Raw genomic sequence first — 16,160 nt, 5'->3', positions numbered from 1 at the left:
AAAGTATAATTGCGCGATGAACGGCAATTCGCTCTACAGCGTGGCGCAGGTGCGCGAGCTGGAACGCGCGGCGATCGAACGCTTGCGCATTCCCGGCGACGAACTGATGCGTCGCTCCGGCAGCGCGGCGTTCGCGTTGCTGCGCGCGCGCTGGCCCGATGCGCGGCGCGTCGTCGTGCTGTGCGGTGGCGGCAACAATGGCGGCGACGGCTATGTCCTCGCGAAGCTGGCGCGCGCAGCCGGGCTCGACGTTGCCGTGCTGGCCTCGAACCCGCCACGCGAGGGCAGCGAAGCCGCGCGTGCCGCCGCGGAGTGGTGTGCGGGGGGCGGCGAGGTGTTGCCCGCCGGCGGCGACTGGCCGCAGGCCGATGTCCGGGTCGATGCGTTGTTCGGCATCGGCCTGGCGCGCCCGCCCGAGGGCGGCGCGCGCGAAGCGATCGAAAGGCTGAATGCGACGGCACGCCCGGTGCTGGCGCTCGATGTGCCGTCGGGACTCGACGCCGACACGGGCTTCGCGCCGGGAGTCGTCGTGCGCGCCGACGCGACGCTCACGTTCATCGCCGACAAGCGCGGGCTGCACACCGGCACCGCGGCCGATTTCGCCGGCGAGGTTGCCGTCGATGCGCTCGGCCTGCCCGATGAAATTTATGCGAATACACTTTGCGACGCGCGGCTGCTCGACGCCGGCGAGATCGTCGCCCGGTTGCCGCGACGCGATCGCGACGGGCACAAGGGTCGCTACGGCCACGTACTCGCGATCGGCGGCGACTGCGGCATGGGCGGTGCGATCCGCATCGCGGGCGAAGCTGCGCTGCGCACCGGTGCGGGACTGGTCAGCGTCGCGACCCGGGCCGAGCACGTCATCGCCCTGAACGCGGCGCGTCCGGAGCTGATGGCGCATGCGGTGTCCGGCATCCAGGAGTTGCAGGCGTTGCTCGAACGCGCGAGCGTCATCGCGCTCGGACCCGGTCTCGGCCAGCGCGCCTGGGGGCACGCGCTGTGGCACGCGGCGATCGCGGCCGGCAAGCCGCTCGTTCTCGATGCCGACGGGCTCAATCTGCTGGCACGGGATACGATCGCGCTGCCGGCGCAGACGGTGTTGACCCCGCATCCGGGCGAGGCGGCGCGCCTGCTCGGCGTCGATACCGCGGCGGTCGCGCGCGATCGTTTCGCCGCGGCGCGCGAGCTGGCGCGGCGCCATCACGCCTGCGTCGCGCTCAAGGGCGCGGGCTCGCTGATCGCGAATCCGCACGGCGAAGTCGCCGTGTGCCCGTGGGGCAATCCCGGCATGGCGACGGGCGGCATGGGCGACCTGCTGACCGGCGTGATCGCGGCGCTGTTCGCGCAGGGTTTCGAAGCGTGGGATGCGGCGCGCTTCGGCGTCGCGCTGCACGCGCGCGCGGGCGACGCGGCGGCGCGCGAAGGCGAGGCCGGTCTCGTGGCGAGCGACCTGTTCGCGCCGCTGCGCCGCTTGCGCAACGATCCGGGCGCGAAATGAGCGTGCGGTTCGAAGCCGAGCTGGACGAAGCGAGCCTCGTCGCACTCGCGCGCAGGTCCGCCGCGCAACTCGGCGCCGGCGGCGTGATCCACCTGCGCGGCGACCTCGGCGCCGGCAAGACCACGTTCGCGCGCGCATTGCTGGCCGCGCTTGGCGTCGGTGCGCGCGTCAAGAGCCCGACCTACAGCCTGATCGAGTCGTACGAAGTCGACGGCCTGCGCATCCACCATCTCGACCTGTACAGGATCGCCGCACCGGACGAGCTGGAGTTCCTCGGCCTGTCCGACCTCGCGACGGGGCATTTCCTGCTGCTTGCCGAGTGGCCCGAGCACGGCGGCGGCGCGTTGCCGCCGCCCGATCTGGTCGTCCATCTGGCGCATGCGGGAACGAAGCGACGGCTGCGGCTGGAGCCGCGCACGACGCGCGCGCGGTGTTGGCTCGCCACCCTTGGTGGTTTTTCCAAGGCCTGAACACAACCTCTGGTATTCGTTCAGAAACATGACCTAGATGGCGGATTTGTAAAGAAAAACTCTTGATTTTTTCCTTGCGCTGGGATTCAATTCTCGGCCATGTGGGGAAAATCGCGCCAAGTTCTGCGTCAGCTGATCGTCGGCGGATTGCTGCTGGCGCTGGCGTCGTTTTCTTCCGCGGCGGAACTGAAGACCGCGAAGATTTCGGCCGAGGCCGATCGCACGCGCGTCTTCCTTGACCTCGCCGGGCCGGTTGACTACAAGTTGTTCGAGATCGCCAATCCGGGCCGCATCGTGCTCGACATGCGCGATTCCGCCGCAACCGAAAGTTTCGCCGCGCCCGCAGGCAAGGGCCTGCTCAAGTCGCTGCGCACCGGTGCGCAGAACAAGACCGACCTGCGCGTCGTGCTCGATCTCGCCGCCGACGCGCGGCCGAAGAGTTTCCTGATGCCGCCGGAGAGTGGGCAGGGCTATCGCCTCATCGTCGATCTGTATCCGAAAGGCAAGGGCGGCAAGGCCGAAGTGGTCAAGAGCGCGCGCGCGGCGCCCGCGAAGACGCGCGACGTCGTCGTCATGATCGATCCCGGCCACGGCGGCAACGATCCGGGCGCACACGGCAGCGCCGGCACCTGGGAAAAGAACATCACGCTGATGGTGGCGCGCGAACTCAAGCGCCAGATGGACAAGACGCCCGGCATGCGCGCCGTGCTGACGCGCGACGGCGACTACTACGTCGGTCTCGAGGACCGCTACCGCAAGGCGCGCGAGGCGAAGGCCGACCTGTTCGTCTCGATCCACGCCGATGCGTTTACGTCGAGCGACGCGCGCGGTTCGTCGGTGTGGATGCTGTCGCCGCGCGGCGCGACCAGCGAGGCGGCGCGCTTCCTCGCCGACCGCGAAAACAACGCCGATCTCGTCGGCGGCGTCAAGCTCGACAGGAAGGACAACACGCTCGCCGCGGTGCTGCTCGACCTTTCGCAGAGTTCGACGATCGAGGCCAGCGGCGCCGTCGCGCAGCAGGTGCTGCGCGCGATCGCCAAGCTCGGCCCCACGCATCGCGGCTACGTCGAGAAGGCGAACTTCGTCGTGCTGCGTTCGCCCGACGTGCCCTCGATCCTGGTCGAGACGGCGTTCATCACCAATCCCGAAGAGGAGCGCCGCCTCAACAATCCCGAGCAGCGCGAGCTGCTTGCGACCGCGATCCTTAACGGCATGCGCAACTACCTTCAGGCGGCGCCGCCGCCGGGTACGCAGTTCGCGGTCGCCGCCGAGAAGAACAGGCCGGAGCGACTCGCCTCGCGCAAGGCGACAAGCGAGGACGAGGGGGATTCCGGCGACGGCATTGCGCTCGCACGCGCGCCGCGTTCGTAGTTTTTTTTTGCTTCCCTTCTCCCATCGGGAGAAGGTGGCGCGAAGCGCCGGATGAGGGAACGGCATTCACATTTCTCGCGAGACGACAGCCGTGCAAGGCTCTCCCCTCATCCGCCCTTCGGGCACCTTCTCCCGATGGGAGAAGGGGGCAGCTGCGTTGGAGACCTGCGTTAGAATGCGCGCATGCCGCGCATCCGCCAGCTTCCGCAGGAACTCGTCAATCAGATCGCCGCGGGCGAAGTCATCGAGCGGCCCGCTTCCGTGGTCAAGGAACTCGTCGAGAACAGCGTCGATGCGGGCGCGATGCGCGTGGAGATCGACATCGAGGACGGCGGCTCGCGCCTGATCCGCGTGCGCGACGACGGCGGCGGCATGACGGCTGACGAATTGCCGCTCGCCGTGTCGCCGCATGCGACCAGCAAGATCGCCTCGCTCGAGGATCTCGAGCGCGTGCGCACGCTCGGCTTCCGCGGCGAGGCGCTGCCATCGATCGCCTCGGTGTCGCGATTTTCGCTGACGTCGAGGGCGCGCGATGCCGACGCAGCGGCGCGCATTGAAGTCGAAGCGGGGCAGACCACGCCGCCGCGCCCGGCGCAGCATCCGTGCGGCACGACGATCGAAGTGCGCGACCTGTTCCACAACGTGCCCGTGCGGCGCAAGTTCCTGCGCGCCGAGCGCACCGAATTCGGCCATATCGACGAGCTGGTGAAATCGCTCGCGCTGGCGCGGCCGCAGATCGAATTCCGGGTGACGAACAACGGCAAGCCGGCGCGCCTGATGCGTCCCGCGGAGAGCGACGCGGCGATGGCGGCGCGCCTCGCGGAAATACTCGGCGCAGACTTCCCTGCGCAGAGCCTGCGCGTCGATCACGAAGGCGCGGGCTTGCGTCTTTCCGGCTGGGTCGGCCTGCCGACCGCCTCGCGCAGCCAGGCCGACCAGCAATACTTCTACGTCAACGGCCGCCTCGTGCGCGACAAGGTCGTGAGCCACGCGGTGCGCCAGGCCTACGCCGACGTGCTCTATCACGGGCGCCATCCGGCCTACGTGCTGTTCCTCGAACTCGATCCGGCGATCGTCGACGTCAACGTGCATCCCGCCAAGTCCGAAGTGCGCTTCCGCGAAAGCCGGCTCGTGCACGATTTTCTCTATCGTACGTTGCACGAAGCGCTGGCGCAGACGCGGGCGGGCTTGGTCGCCTCGGTGATCGCGGGCACGTCGCCGATTCCGGCCGGGACGGATCCGCCGGCATCGTCGTTCGACGCCGCGATGCAGGCCGCGCAGGCGGCGAACTATGCGCCTGCCGCAGCGCCGGTCTGGCGCGGTCAGGCCGGATTGAATCTCGGCGTGCGCGAACCGCGCGTCGACTATCTCGCCCTGCTCGGCGGCGAAAGAAAATCGCGCGGCGAACAAGATGCGCGGGAGACGGTTGCAGCCAACGACATGTCGTTGCCGGCATCGGCCGACGACGTGCCGCCGCTCGGCTACGCGCTGGCGCAACTCGCCGGCATCTACGTGCTCGCCGAGAACGCGCAGGGCCTGATCCTCGTCGACATGCACGCCGCGCACGAGCGCATCACCTACGAGAAGCTCAAGGCCGCGCAGGCGACCGACGGCATCCGCGCGCAGCAGCTGCTCGTGCCGATGTCGCTCGCGGTCAGCGCGCGCGAGGCGGCCGTGGCCGAAGACCATGCGGACGAACTTGCGGCGCTCGGTTTCGAGATCGTGCGCTCGGGCCCGCAGAGCGTGACGATCAAGCGCTATCCCGGCCTGCTCGAAGGCGCGGACGTCGGCGCGCTCGTGCGCGACGTGCTCGCCGACTTCGCCGCGCATGGCACGACGCGGCGCATGCAGGAAGCGCATAACGATATGCTGTCGACGATGGCCTGCCACGGCTCGGTGCGCGCGCACCGGCGCTTGACTCTGCCCGAAATGAACGCATTGTTGCGCGAAATGGAAGCGACCGAGCGCTCGGGGCAATGCAATCACGGCCGACCGACATGGGTGCAGCTTTCGATCGCCGACCTGGACCGGATGTTCCTGCGCGGACGCTAGCTCGCGCCGGCGACGACATTCTAACGAACCGGAATTTTGCGATGCGCTATTTGGGAATCGTGTTGACGACCGCCATTCTGACGACCGGCGCGACAGCCGCGCCTGCCACCGGTGACCCAGCTTATCGCAAGGAAATCGAAACCTGGCGCGCCAAGCGTGTCGAACGCCTCAAGGCGCCGAACGGCTGGCTCAGCCTGGTCGGCCTGGAATGGCTCAAAGAGGGCGCGAACACGATCGGTTCGGCCAAGGACAATGCGATCGTCATCGCCAAGGCGCCGGCGCATCTCGGCAACATCGTGCTCGACCGCGGCCGCGCGACGTTCTCGCTCGACTCGCGTGCGGTGACGCAGGCGAAGATCGACGGCACGAACAAGATCGGCGCCGAGCTTCTCGACGACAGCCACGAGAAACCGACCCTCGTCAGTTTCGGCACGGCGAATTTCTACCTGATCCATCGCGGCGACCAGTTCGGCCTGCGCATCAAGGACAGCGCGGCGCCGACGCGCACGCACTTCCTCGGCATCGACAGTTTCGCGGTCGATCCTTCGTGGCGCATCGAGGCGAAGTGGGAGGCCTACAATCCGCCGCGCGAAGTCGAGGAGGGCAACATCCTCGGCCAGATCGACAAGGTCGTCGTGCCGGGCGCGGCCACGTTCGAGCGCGACGGCAAGACGTACAAGGTCGAACCGATCATCGAGAATCCCGGCGATACCGAACTGTTCCTCGTCTTCGCCGACCGCACGAGCGGCAAGGAAACCTACGGCGCCGCGCGTTTCCTCTACGCCGATCCGCCGAAGGACGGCAAGCTGATCCTCGATTTCAACAAGGCGTACAACCCGCCGTGCGCGTTCACGCCCTATGCAACCTGCCCGCTGCCGACGCCGCAGAACCGATTGGACATGCGTGTGACGGCCGGCGAGAAGAAGTATCGCGACGGGCACGAGTGACCGTTTTCCTTCTCCCCCGGGAGAAGGTGCCCGAAGGGCGGATGAGGGAAAAGCCTTGCACGAACGACCGATATTTCATCATTGCAGCGTCTTTCCCTCATCCGGCGCTGCGCGCCACCTTCTCCCGATGGGAGAAGGGAGGCAGATGTACTCTTACGCGCCGGTGAAATTCGGCTTGCGCCGCTCGAGGAACGCCTTCGTGCCTTCGCGCATGTCCCCTGTCGAGAAGGCGAGGCCGAACGCCTGCGCTTCGTAGTCGAGGCCGGCTTCGATGCCGCACTCGCCGCCTATCAGGATCGCGTCGAGGATGCTGCGCTGGGCATGCGGCGCACTCGATGCAAGCTGGTCGGCAAGCTTGTCGATTTCCGCGTCGAGCGCATCGTGCGCGACCACGCGCGTAAGCACGCCGAGCGCCTGCGCGCGCGTGGCGTCGATCGGCGCGCCGGTCAGGCAAAGGTCGAGCGCGGCACCGCGCCCGGCGAGACGCAGCAGGCGTTGGGTGCCCCCGAAGCCGGGAATGACGCCGAGGTTGATTTCGGGCTGGCCGACCTTGGCCTTGTCGCTGGCGATGCGCAGGTGGCAGCACATCGCCAGTTCCAGGCCGCCGCCGAGCGCGAAGCCCTGGATGCGCGCGATCACGGGTTTGCCGAGGCGCTCGATGCCGAGCATCATCGCTTGGCCGCGGCGCGCGGTTTCCTGCGCCTGCAGGGGCGTGAGCGTGGCGAGTTCGGCGATGTCGGCGCCGGCGACGAAGGCTTTTTCGCCGCTGCCGGCGAGAACCACCACGCGCACCGCGTCTTCGGCCTTGGCCTGCCCGAACGCGATCGCCAGTTCGTTGATCGTCTCGCGATTGAGCGCGTTGAGCTTGTCCGGGCGGTTGATCGTGATGCGGCGGATCGCGCCGCGGTCGTCAACGAGCAGATTGCGATAAGCCATGAAATTCTCTCCTTTGAGAAGTGCCGCCAAGGACGGCGGCTTTGTGATTCTCGCGCTCAAGGACGAACGCACTGGTAAACCGAGGTGCGGTCAGGATGGCCGCCTCGTGATTTCGCGATCATGGGTGACCGCGAAGATGAACCGAAGTGCGGCCAGGAATGACCGCTTCGTGATTTTCGCATTCATGGGCGAATGCATAAATAACCTCCGGTTCAGTCTGTCGTCGTAGTATCGCTGGCCGGGGCGGGTCGGCTCGGGTAGAATGCCCGGCTTTCGCACGGTTTTGCCGCGGACGCTGCGGTTCCTGCGCCCGCTTGGAACAGGTACTTTCTGGAGGTTTGCATGAAGTTGCATCTGGGTCTCATCGCGGCGGGCGTGCTCGTCGCCGGTTCGGCGTTTTCCGCACAGGAAAGCAAGCCCGCAGCGGCTCCGGCCGCCGCGCAGCAACAAAAGCCGCCGCCGCCGCTGACCGCGGCCGACCGGCCGAATCTTTCCTACGCGATCGGCTTCCAGGTCGGCGACAGCCTGGTCAACAACAAGACCGACGTCGATATCAACCAGGTGGTCAGGGCGCTGCAGGATGCTTACGCCAAGCGCCAGCCCACGGTGAACGTCGACACGATGCGCGACGTGCTGGGCCGCTATCAGTACGAACAGTACAGCAAGGCTCAGGCCGAGTTCACCAAGCTTTCCGCGGAGAACAAGGCCAAGGCTCAGCGTTTCTTCGCCGAAAACCGCAGCAAGCCCAATGTGAAGACGCTGCCCAGCGGCGTGCAGTACGTCGTCATCGAGGACGGCACCGGCAACAAGCACCCGACCCTGCAGAGCGAAGTGACGGCGAACTTCCGTCTGTCGCTGCTCAACGGTCAGGAACTCGATTCCTCGTTCGCGCGCGGCCAGCCGTTCAAGTTCAAGGTCAGCGAAGTGCTCAAGGGCTGGCAGGAAGTGCTGCCGCTGATGAAGATCGGCGACTACTGGCGCGTCTATGTGCCGTCCGAACTCGCCTACGGCGAACGCGGCGACGGCCGCCGCATCGGTCCGGACGAGGCGCTGGTGTTCGAGCTGAAGCTCATGGACGTGAGTCCGTAATCGGGCTTCGGACTGCGCTGCCTGGCAGACTTGAAACGTGCGGCCCGGGACGGCCGCGTCGTGGTTCACGCCGTCCCGGACGATCACAGGAACAGCGCCGCACTCGTTGCGGCGTTGTCGTTTGAAGAAGAGCGAATGTTCTCCTGGAAAAACCCACCGCCGAAACCGATCCTGACGCCGTGCATCGGCGTCTGCGTGCTCGACGCGACGGGCTATTGCGAGGGCTGCCATCGCACGCTCGATGAAATCGCGCAATGGGGCTCGCTCGGCGACGCGGAACGAGCGCGCCTGATGGACGACGTACTGCCGCAACGCGCGACGCAGCGGCCCGCGGCATGATCGTGCCGGCGACCACGGCGGAGTTGCGCAGGCGCGTGCTGCACAGCGTGCGCCCGCTCGGCGCGCAACCGGACGCGCAAGGCTGGAACCATGCGGACATGCGCGTGCTGCTCGGCGCCGGGGCGCGCAGGCCGGCCGCAGTGCTCGTCGCCCTGATCGACCGCGCCGACGGCCTCAACGTGTTGTTCACGCAACGCACCGACGGCCTGAGCCATCACGCCGGTCAGGTCAGCTTTCCGGGCGGCGCGATCGATGCCGAAGACGCCGACGCGATCGCCGCCGCGTTGCGCGAGACGCGCGAGGAGATCGGCGTCGGCGGCGAATTGATCGAGCCGATCGGTTATCTCGACACGTTCGAGACGATCTCGGACTATCGCGTCACGCCGGTCGTCGCCTGGCTCGACGCGGCCTACCAGGCCGTGCCCAATCCGGGCGAGGTCGCCGAAGTGTTCGAGGTGCCGCTCGCGCATTTCCTCGACCCCGCGAACAAGCGCAGCGTGCGCATGAAGTTCCGGGAACATGAGCGCGACATCCATGAATTCGTGTATGCCGGCCAGCGCATCTGGGGCGCGACGGCGGCGATGCTGCTCAACTTTGCGAAACGACTGGAAGCCGCTGCGCCATGACGACCTCACCGCTGGTTTCGGCAAGCGATCTCGCCGCGCAACTGGGCGCCGCGAATCTGTTGATCGTCGATTGCCGTTTCGATCTCGCCGATCCGGCGCGCGGCGAACGCGAGTACGCGCAGGCGCACGTTCCCGGCGCGACCTACGCCGATCTCGACCGCGATCTGTCCGATTTGTCGAAGGCCGGCCTCGGCCGCCATCCGTTGCCCGACGCGGCGACGTTTTCCGCCACGCTCGCGCGCTGGGGCTGGGCGCCGCAAACGCGCGTCGTCGCCTACGACGATGCCGGCGGCGCGCTCGCCGCGGCGCGGCTGTGGTGGATGCTGCGGCTCGTCGGCGCGCGCAACGTCGCCGTGCTCGACGGCGGTTGGGGCGCGTGGAAACGGGCCGGGCTGCCGCTCGAAGCGAAAACCACGCCACGCGCGGCAACCGCCGTCGCCGTCGAATTCGCAAAAAGTGAAATTGTATACACGGGCGAATTGCGTGCCCTGCGCGAGCGCGATGAGGTCCTGGTCCTCGACGCGCGGGGCGCGCCGCGCTTCCGTGGCGAGGTCGAGCCGATCGATCCGGTCGCAGGCCACATTCCCGGCGCCCGCAATCGCCCGGTCACCGAGAACCTCGCGGCCGACGGCCGCTTCAAGCCCGCCGCCGGGCTGCGCGCGGAACTGCTCGCCGCGATCGGCGCCCATGCGCCGGGTACGGTGGTCCACAGTTGCGGCTCCGGCGTCAGCGCCTGTCAGAATCTCCTCGCGTTCGAGGCCGCCGGTCTGCACGGCTCGCGCGTCTACGCACCGTCGTGGAGCGGCTGGACCGCCGATCCGGCCAATCCCATCGCGCGCGGCTGATACGGTCCGTCGTTCCGGCAATCCCTGCCGGGACGATGATTTTGCGAGTCACTTGCCGGATTTCAGGCGCGCCAGCACGACCTTGAGCGTCGCGCGCGATTCGTCGCCGAACCAGTCGCGCACGAAATCCTCGATATCGTCGGCGCGATACGCGGCGTCGAACGCCGCAACGAGGTCCGCGCGCGCGATCGCGCGCGTTCGCGACATGGCTTGCGGCGGCAGCGCGAGCAGAGCGCGCAGCCACGCGATCGCGCGCGGCGCGACTTCGTCCGGTCTGGCCAGTTCGTCGACGAAGCCGATGCGCAGGGCCTCCTCGGAATCGACCATCGTGCCGGCCGTCATCAGGCGTTCGGCGCGGTGGGCGCCGACGAGGCGGCGCAGCCCGGTCTGGATCTCGGGCGGCACCGACAGGCCGACCTGGACTTCGTTGAGGCCGAGGCGAAAGGGTTTGGCGGGATCGGCGCTGCGCGCCATCACGCGATAGTCGCAGAATGTGGCGAGCACCGCGCCGCCCGCCGGCGCGTGGCCGCCGATCGCGGCGACGATCGGCACGGTCGAGGCGGCGATCGCACGGCACAGTCCGGAGTATTCGCGCCAGAGTTCGGCCATGCGTCCGGCCGCGTCGAGCTCGAGCACGGCGGCCACGTCGAGCCCGGCGCTGAACATGCCGGGGCGGCCCGAAAGCACGATACCCCGCGCGCCATTGTCCGGCGCGGCGATGATCGCTTCGCGCAATGCGCGGCTCAGGGCAAGGTCGAAAGCGTTGACCGGCGGTCGCGCGAGTCGCAGTTCGAGGATGTCGTCGTGGCGGATGGGTTCGAGCATGCGCGCTATCATAGCGGCAAATTCCACGGCGAATGTTTTCGATGTCGCGACCGATTGTCTTGCTTGTGTTGGCCTTGGCCGCTTGTCAGGCTGCGTTCGCGGCGGGGCGCCTCGAAATCGCCGGCGCGTGGATCCGCACCGCGCCGCCGGGTGCGATGATGCTTGCCGGCTATGCGACGCTGCGCAACACCGGCGATGCGCCGCTGATCGTGACTGGCGCGGGCAGCGATGCGTTCGGCGACGTATCGCTGCACGGGAGCGTTTCGGTCGATGGCGTCGAGCGCATGCAGGCGCTAGGCGAGGTGGAGATCGCACCGGGTGCGAGCGTCGTGCTTGCGCCCGGCGGCAAGCATCTCATGTTGATGCGGCCCAAGGGCGGGATCGAGGTCGGCGAAAGTATAAAAATCCATTTTGCAACGAAGTCGGGCGAGGGTGTGGCCGCCGATTTCGTCGTGCACGATTCGGCGCCGTAGTTTTTGCTCCCCTTCTCCCATCGGGAGAAGGTGCCGGAAGGGCGGATGAGGGAGAGGCGCCACAAATTGCGGCGTCGATGATGCGTGGAATGCACTTCCCTCATCCGGCGCTTCGCGCCACCTTCTCCCGATGGGAGAAGGGAAGCCTATGCGCAGGCGGCGCGTATCGCTTCCGGCAGCGGCACCGATTTCCCGTTCGCCGGATCGATCCACACCATCACCACGTTGCCGTCGAGATAGAGGATCGACGGGTCGTCGGCATCGACGATGCGATGGCCGATCGTCACCGAGCTGTTGCCGAGCCGCTCGCAGAACAGCTGCACGAGGATGTCCGCCGGCCACTTCATCGGGCGCCGATAGTTGGCCTGGACGGCGGCCATGATCGGAGAGGCGTCGTCGGCGCGGTCCCAGTTCGCGATGTGCTCGGCGAGCCAACGCACGCGCGCCTCCTGCAGATAGACGAGATAGGCGGCGTTGTTGACGTGGTCGAGCGCGTCGTGGTCGCCCCAGCGCAGCGGCATGCGCAGTTCGTACAGTTTGCGCATCGTCTGTTGGTTTGCCGTCGCCGGGTCGTTCATGCCGCTTTCCTTTTCCTGCCGTTATTGGCGGTGCCGAGCACGCGCGCAAGGAAGCGGCCCGTGTGCGAGGCTTCGTTCTTCGCGATATCCTCGGGCGTGCCGGTGGCGATGATCTCACCGCCGCGGTGGCCGCCCTCGGGGCCGAGGTCGACCACCCAGTCGGCGGTCTTGATCACGTCGAGGTTGTGCTCGATCACGACCACGGTATTGCCGTCGTCACGCAGGCGGTGCAGCACCTTGAGCAACTGCTCGATGTCGTGGAAATGCAGGCCCGTGGTCGGCTCGTCGAGGATGTAGAGCGTGCGGCCGGTGTCGCGCTTGGACAGTTCGCGCGACAGCTTGACGCGCTGCGCTTCGCCGCCCGACAGCGTCGTCGCGCTCTGGCCGAGCTTGATGTAGGACAGGCCCACGTCCATCAGCGTTTCGAGCTTGCGCGCGAGCGCGGGCACGGGTTCGAAGAGCTTCAGTGCGTCCTCGACCGTCATGTCGAGCACGTCGGAAATCGTGTGGCCCTTGTAGGTGATTTCGAGCGTCTCGCGGTTGTAGCGCTTGCCGTGGCAGACGTCGCAGGGCACGTAGACGTCGGGCAGGAAGTGCATCTCGACTTTGATCATGCCGTCGCCTTCGCAGGCTTCGCAGCGGCCGCCCTTGACGTTGAACGAGAAGCGCCCCGGCTGGTAGCCGCGCGCGCGCGCCTCGGGCACCTGCGCGTAGAGCTCGCGCAGCGGCGTGAACAGTCCGGTGTACGTGGCCGGGTTCGAGCGCGGCGTGCGCCCGATCGGCGACTGGTCGATGTCGACGACCTTGTCGAACAATTCGAGGCCCTCGACCTTCTCGAACGGCGCGGGCTTTTCGTTGGCGCCGTTGAGCTCGGCCGCGGTATGGCGGAACAGCGTGTCGTTGATCAAGGTCGACTTGCCCGAGCCCGACACGCCGGTGATCGCGACGAACAAGCCCGCGGGAATTTCGAGGTCGACGTTCTTGAGGTTGTTGCCCGAGGCGCCCTTGATGCGCAACACGACCTGCGAATCGAAGGCGTGGCGCTTCTTCGGCACTTCGATGCCGCGCTTGCCGGACAGGTATTGTCCGGTGAGCGAACGCTTCGATTCGAGCACGTTCTTGAGCTTGCCCTCCGCGACGACCTCGCCGCCGTGCACGCCCGCGCCGGGGCCGATGTCGACGATATGGTCGGCGATGCGGATCGCGTCCTCGTCGTGCTCGACGACGATCACCGTATTGCCGAGATCGCGCAGGCGCGTCAGCGTGCCGAGCAGGCGCTCGTTGTCGCGCTGGTGCAGGCCGATCGAAGGTTCGTCTAGCACGTACATCACGCCGACGAGGCCCGCGCCGATCTGCGAGGCGAGTCGAATGCGCTGCGCTTCGCCGCCCGAGAGCGAATCGGCCTGGCGGTCGAGGGTCAGATAATCCAAGCCGACGTCGACGAGGAATTTCAGCCGCTCGCGGATTTCCTTGACGATCTTCGCCGCGATCTCGCCGCGCCAGCCGGCGAGCTTGAGCGCATCGAAGAACGTCTGCGTCTGATCGATCGGCAGCGCGGTCAGCGCGGGCAGGTTGCTGTCGCCGACGAAGACGTTGCGCGCGCTGCGGTTGAGGCGCTGGCCGTGGCAGTCGGGGCAGGGCCGCTCGCTGATGAACTTGGCGAGCTCTTCGCGCACGGCGGGCGATTCGGTCTCCTTGTAGCGCCGCTCGAGGTTCGGCACGATGCCCTCGAACTTGTGCTTGCGCGTCACCGCGCCGCCGGTTTCGGTCAGGTAGCGGAACGTGATCTGCTCGTCGCCCGAGCCGAACAGCACGGCCTTGCGGATATTTTCGGACAGCGATTCCCACGGCGCATCGATGTCGAAGCCATAGTGCTTGGCCAGCGACAGGATCATCTGGAAGTAGTACATGTTGCGCCGGTCCCAGCCGCGCACCGCGCCGGCGGCGAGCGACAAGTTCGGATGCACGACCACGCGCGCGGGATCGAACACCTGGGTCACGCCGAGGCCGTCGCAGGCGGGGCAGGCGCCGACCGGCGAGTTGAACGAGAACAGGCGCGGTTCGAGTTCAGGCAGCGAGTAGTCGCAGACCGGGCAGGAGTAGCGCGAGGAGAAGATCGTCGGGTTGGCCTTGTCGTCGTCGAGATCGATCACGAGCACGATGCCGTCGCCGAGACGCAGCGCGGTCTCGAACGACTCGGCGAGGCGCTGCTTGATCTCGGCGCTCGGGCGGAAGCGGTCGATCACCGCTTCGATCGTGTGCTTCTGGCGCAGCGCGAGCGCGGGCACCGCGTCGAGCTCGTGCAGCACGCCGTCGACGCGCGCGCGCACGAAGCCCTGCGCGCGCAGTTGTTCGAACACCTGCAGGTGCTCGCCCTTGCGCTCGCGCACGATCGGCGCGAGCAGCATGTAGCGGCGCTCGGGATTCATCGCCAGCGTCGCGTCGACCATTTGGCTCACGGTCTGCGCTTCGAGCGGAATGCCGTGGTCCGGGCAGCGCGGCGTGCCGACGCGCGCGAACAGCAGGCGCAGGTAATCGTAGATCTCGGTGATCGTGCCGACCGTCGAGCGCGGGTTGTGCGAGGTCGACTTCTGCTCGATCGAGATCGCCGGCGACAGGCCTTCGATGTGGTCGACGTCGGGCTTCTCCATCACCGACAGGAACTGGCGCGCGTACGCCGACAGCGACTCGACGTAGCGGCGCTGGCCCTCGGCGTAGATCGTGTCGAAAGCGAGCGAGGACTTGCCGGAACCCGACAGGCCGGTGATCACGATCAGGCTGTCGCGCGGCAGGTCGAGGTCGATGTTCTTGAGGTTGTTCGTGCGTGCGCCGCGGATGCGGATCGTGTCCATGATTTGCGGGAAATTCAGAACGACTGGGTACTATAACGCGCCGGTCAAGTCGCGGCACGGTCGACTTCAGCGAACCGCCGTCTCGGCGAACGAGACGCGCGTGCGCGTGCGTTGAATATTGCCGGTTCGTCCGCGATTCAAGGCTGCGGCGGGGCAAGTCTGCTGACGTCCTGTGTCAGCAGACGTTGCGCCCGTTATGGATCGACGCTAACGTGACGCCGTTGCGCGTACATCCTTTTCTTGCTGGGGAGCGGACATGGTCATCAAACGCATCAACGTTCTGAAACTCGCGATCTTCCAGGGTGCCCTCATGGCGGCCTTTGGTCTGCTTGCCGGATTGTTCTTTCTGCTGTTCGGCTCGATGTTCGCCGGTTTCGGCGGCCATTCCGGTGCCGGCTTGATCGGCGGCATCGGTGCGCTGATTTTCCTCCCGATCCTGTACGCCATTTTCGGCTTCATTGCCGGCGCGATCGGCGCATTCGTCTACAATCTCGTCGCCGGCGTGGTAGGCGGCATCGAGATCGAAGTCGAATAAATCCGGCTATACAGCCGGTTGACGGTAATCCTCTGAAAAGGTTAAACTTAGCGGCTGTCTTTGCACGGCAGAAGCCAGAATAACTACAGAGGAATGCCCAATGTACGCAGTCATCGTCACCGGCGGTAAGCAATACCGCGTCGCGCAGGGAGAAACCCTGCGCGTGGAAAAACTCGAGGCCGACGTCGGCGCCGCGGTCAATTTCGACCAGGTCCTGCTCGTCGGTTCGGGCGACGGCATCCAGGTCGGTGCGCCGACCGTCAGCGGTGCCTCGGTCGCGGCCAAGGTCGTCAAGCACGGCCGTCTCGACAAGGTCCGCATCATCAAGTTCCGCCGCCGCAAGCACCACATGAAGCAGCAAGGTCACCGGCAGCATTACACCGAAATCGAAATCACCGGCATTTCGGGTTAAGAGGAGTTATCAGTCATGGCACATAAAAAGGCAGGCGGCAGTACCCGTAACGGCCGCGACTCGAACCCGAAGTACCTCGGCGTGAAGATCTACGGCGGCCAGGCCGTCGAAGCTGGCAACATCATCGTGCGCCAGCGCGGCACCCAGTTCCATCCGGGCGCCGGTGTCGGCATCGGCCGAGACCACACGCTGTTCGCGCTCGTGGACGGCAAGGTCGACTTTGCGGTCAAGGGGGCGAGGAGCCGCCGCACGGTCAGCGTCGTCGCGGGCTGAGCCTCGCGCGTCAGCGATTCGACAGAGCCCGGCCTCGCG

Annotated in this window: 16 protein-coding genes and 1 pseudogene; 13 read left to right on the top strand and 4 right to left on the bottom strand. The window is 66.9% G+C overall.

What is annotated here, in order from left to right; all coding sequences use genetic code 11:
• The first annotated feature begins 16 nt into the window (after positions 1-16).
• The 5 genes from QM741_RS02905 to QM741_RS02885 all read left to right on the top strand — a co-directional run bounded on the left by QM741_RS02905 (position 17) and on the right by QM741_RS02885 (position 6,338).
• Positions 17-1,498, top strand: a complete 1,482-nt coding sequence (locus QM741_RS02905; protein ID WP_415206237.1) for an NAD(P)H-hydrate dehydratase — start codon at positions 17-19, stop codon at positions 1,496-1,498.
• Positions 1,495-1,968 (top strand): tRNA (adenosine(37)-N6)-threonylcarbamoyltransferase complex ATPase subunit type 1 TsaE, encoded by a 474-nt coding sequence (tsaE, locus tag QM741_RS02900; RefSeq protein ID WP_415206236.1) that lies wholly within the window; start codon positions 1,495-1,497, stop codon positions 1,966-1,968. Before QM741_RS02905 ends, tsaE begins: the two co-directional genes overlap by 4 nt.
• A 99-nt stretch (positions 1,969-2,067) precedes the next feature.
• Positions 2,068-3,339 carry an N-acetylmuramoyl-L-alanine amidase gene (locus QM741_RS02895; protein WP_415206235.1) on the top strand — a complete coding sequence of 424 codons (1,272 nt, stop codon included), beginning with the start codon at positions 2,068-2,070 and terminating at the stop codon, positions 3,337-3,339.
• A 183-nt stretch (positions 3,340-3,522) separates the two neighbouring features.
• On the top strand, positions 3,523-5,391 hold the full coding sequence (mutL, locus tag QM741_RS02890; RefSeq protein WP_415206234.1) for a DNA mismatch repair endonuclease MutL: 1,869 nt from the start codon (positions 3,523-3,525) through the stop codon (positions 5,389-5,391).
• A gap of 41 nt (positions 5,392-5,432) precedes the next feature.
• The gene (locus QM741_RS02885) at positions 5,433-6,338 is read left to right on the top strand and encodes a DUF1684 domain-containing protein (RefSeq protein WP_415206233.1); all 906 of its coding nucleotides are present in this window, start codon (positions 5,433-5,435) and stop codon (positions 6,336-6,338) included.
• Between the two features lie 153 nt (positions 6,339-6,491).
• Here QM741_RS02885 and QM741_RS02880 read toward each other — a convergent pair whose 3' ends face one another.
• The gene (locus tag QM741_RS02880; RefSeq protein WP_415206232.1) at positions 6,492-7,274 is read right to left on the bottom strand and encodes an enoyl-CoA hydratase/isomerase family protein; all 783 of its coding nucleotides are present in this window, start codon (positions 7,272-7,274) and stop codon (positions 6,492-6,494) included.
• Here QM741_RS02880 and QM741_RS02875 point away from each other — a divergent pair.
• The 4 genes and pseudogenes from QM741_RS02875 to QM741_RS02860 all read left to right on the top strand — a co-directional run bounded on the left by QM741_RS02875 (position 7,273) and on the right by QM741_RS02860 (position 10,173).
• Entirely contained in the window at positions 7,273-7,503 is a 231-nt protein-coding gene (locus tag QM741_RS02875) for a hypothetical protein (RefSeq protein WP_415206231.1), read from the top strand. The two genes, QM741_RS02880 and QM741_RS02875, sit on opposite strands and share 2 nt — an antisense overlap.
• Before the next feature lie 113 nt (positions 7,504-7,616).
• The gene (locus QM741_RS02870) at positions 7,617-8,363 is read left to right on the top strand and encodes an FKBP-type peptidyl-prolyl cis-trans isomerase (RefSeq protein ID WP_415206230.1); all 747 of its coding nucleotides are present in this window, start codon (positions 7,617-7,619) and stop codon (positions 8,361-8,363) included.
• 135 nt (positions 8,364-8,498) lie between these two features.
• A pseudogene (locus QM741_RS02865) lies at positions 8,499-9,328 on the top strand (CoA pyrophosphatase).
• Positions 9,325-10,173: a sulfurtransferase gene (locus QM741_RS02860; protein WP_415206229.1), complete on the top strand. Its 849-nt coding sequence runs from the start codon at positions 9,325-9,327 to the stop codon at positions 10,171-10,173. The pseudogene QM741_RS02865 and the gene QM741_RS02860 overlap by 4 nt, the downstream one beginning before the upstream one ends.
• 48 nt (positions 10,174-10,221) lie before the next feature.
• Here the strand turns inward: QM741_RS02860 and QM741_RS02855 are convergent, their stop codons facing one another.
• Positions 10,222-10,998, bottom strand: coding sequence for an enoyl-CoA hydratase/isomerase family protein (locus QM741_RS02855; RefSeq protein WP_415206228.1), 777 nt, complete (start codon positions 10,996-10,998; stop codon positions 10,222-10,224).
• Between the two features lie 41 nt (positions 10,999-11,039).
• On the opposite strand from QM741_RS02855, the gene QM741_RS02850 reads away from it, so the two are divergent.
• On the top strand, positions 11,040-11,471 hold the full coding sequence (locus tag QM741_RS02850) for a copper chaperone PCu(A)C (RefSeq protein WP_415206227.1): 432 nt from the start codon (positions 11,040-11,042) through the stop codon (positions 11,469-11,471).
• Positions 11,472-11,617: 146 nt separating this feature from the next.
• Here the strand turns inward: QM741_RS02850 and QM741_RS02845 are convergent, their stop codons facing one another.
• Positions 11,618-12,049: an acyl-CoA thioesterase gene (locus tag QM741_RS02845; RefSeq protein ID WP_415206226.1), complete on the bottom strand. Its 432-nt coding sequence runs from the start codon at positions 12,047-12,049 to the stop codon at positions 11,618-11,620.
• On the bottom strand, positions 12,046-14,901 hold the full coding sequence (gene uvrA, locus QM741_RS02840; RefSeq protein ID WP_415206225.1) for an excinuclease ABC subunit UvrA: 2,856 nt from the start codon (positions 14,899-14,901) through the stop codon (positions 12,046-12,048). Before uvrA ends, QM741_RS02845 begins: the two co-directional genes overlap by 4 nt.
• A gap of 256 nt (positions 14,902-15,157) precedes the next feature.
• Between uvrA and QM741_RS02835 the strand changes: the two genes are divergently transcribed.
• From QM741_RS02835 to rpmA, 3 genes are all read left to right on the top strand, one after another.
• Entirely contained in the window at positions 15,158-15,436 is a 279-nt protein-coding gene (locus QM741_RS02835) for a hypothetical protein (protein ID WP_415206224.1), read from the top strand.
• A gap of 100 nt (positions 15,437-15,536) precedes the next feature.
• Complete coding sequence (rplU, locus tag QM741_RS02830) at positions 15,537-15,848, top strand: 50S ribosomal protein L21 (protein ID WP_415206223.1); 312 nt, start codon at positions 15,537-15,539, stop codon at positions 15,846-15,848.
• Between the two features lie 15 nt (positions 15,849-15,863).
• On the top strand, positions 15,864-16,121 hold the full coding sequence (gene rpmA, locus QM741_RS02825; RefSeq protein WP_415206222.1) for a 50S ribosomal protein L27: 258 nt from the start codon (positions 15,864-15,866) through the stop codon (positions 16,119-16,121).
• The last annotated feature ends 39 nt before the right edge of the window (positions 16,122-16,160 follow it).

The organism is Rudaea sp., assembly GCF_047601565.1.
In the GTDB taxonomy this organism is placed as follows: Bacteria; Pseudomonadota; Gammaproteobacteria; order Xanthomonadales; family Rhodanobacteraceae; genus Rudaea.
Note: the sequence above shows the minus strand (reverse complement) of the source record. Positions and strands in the feature narration are given on the sequence as shown.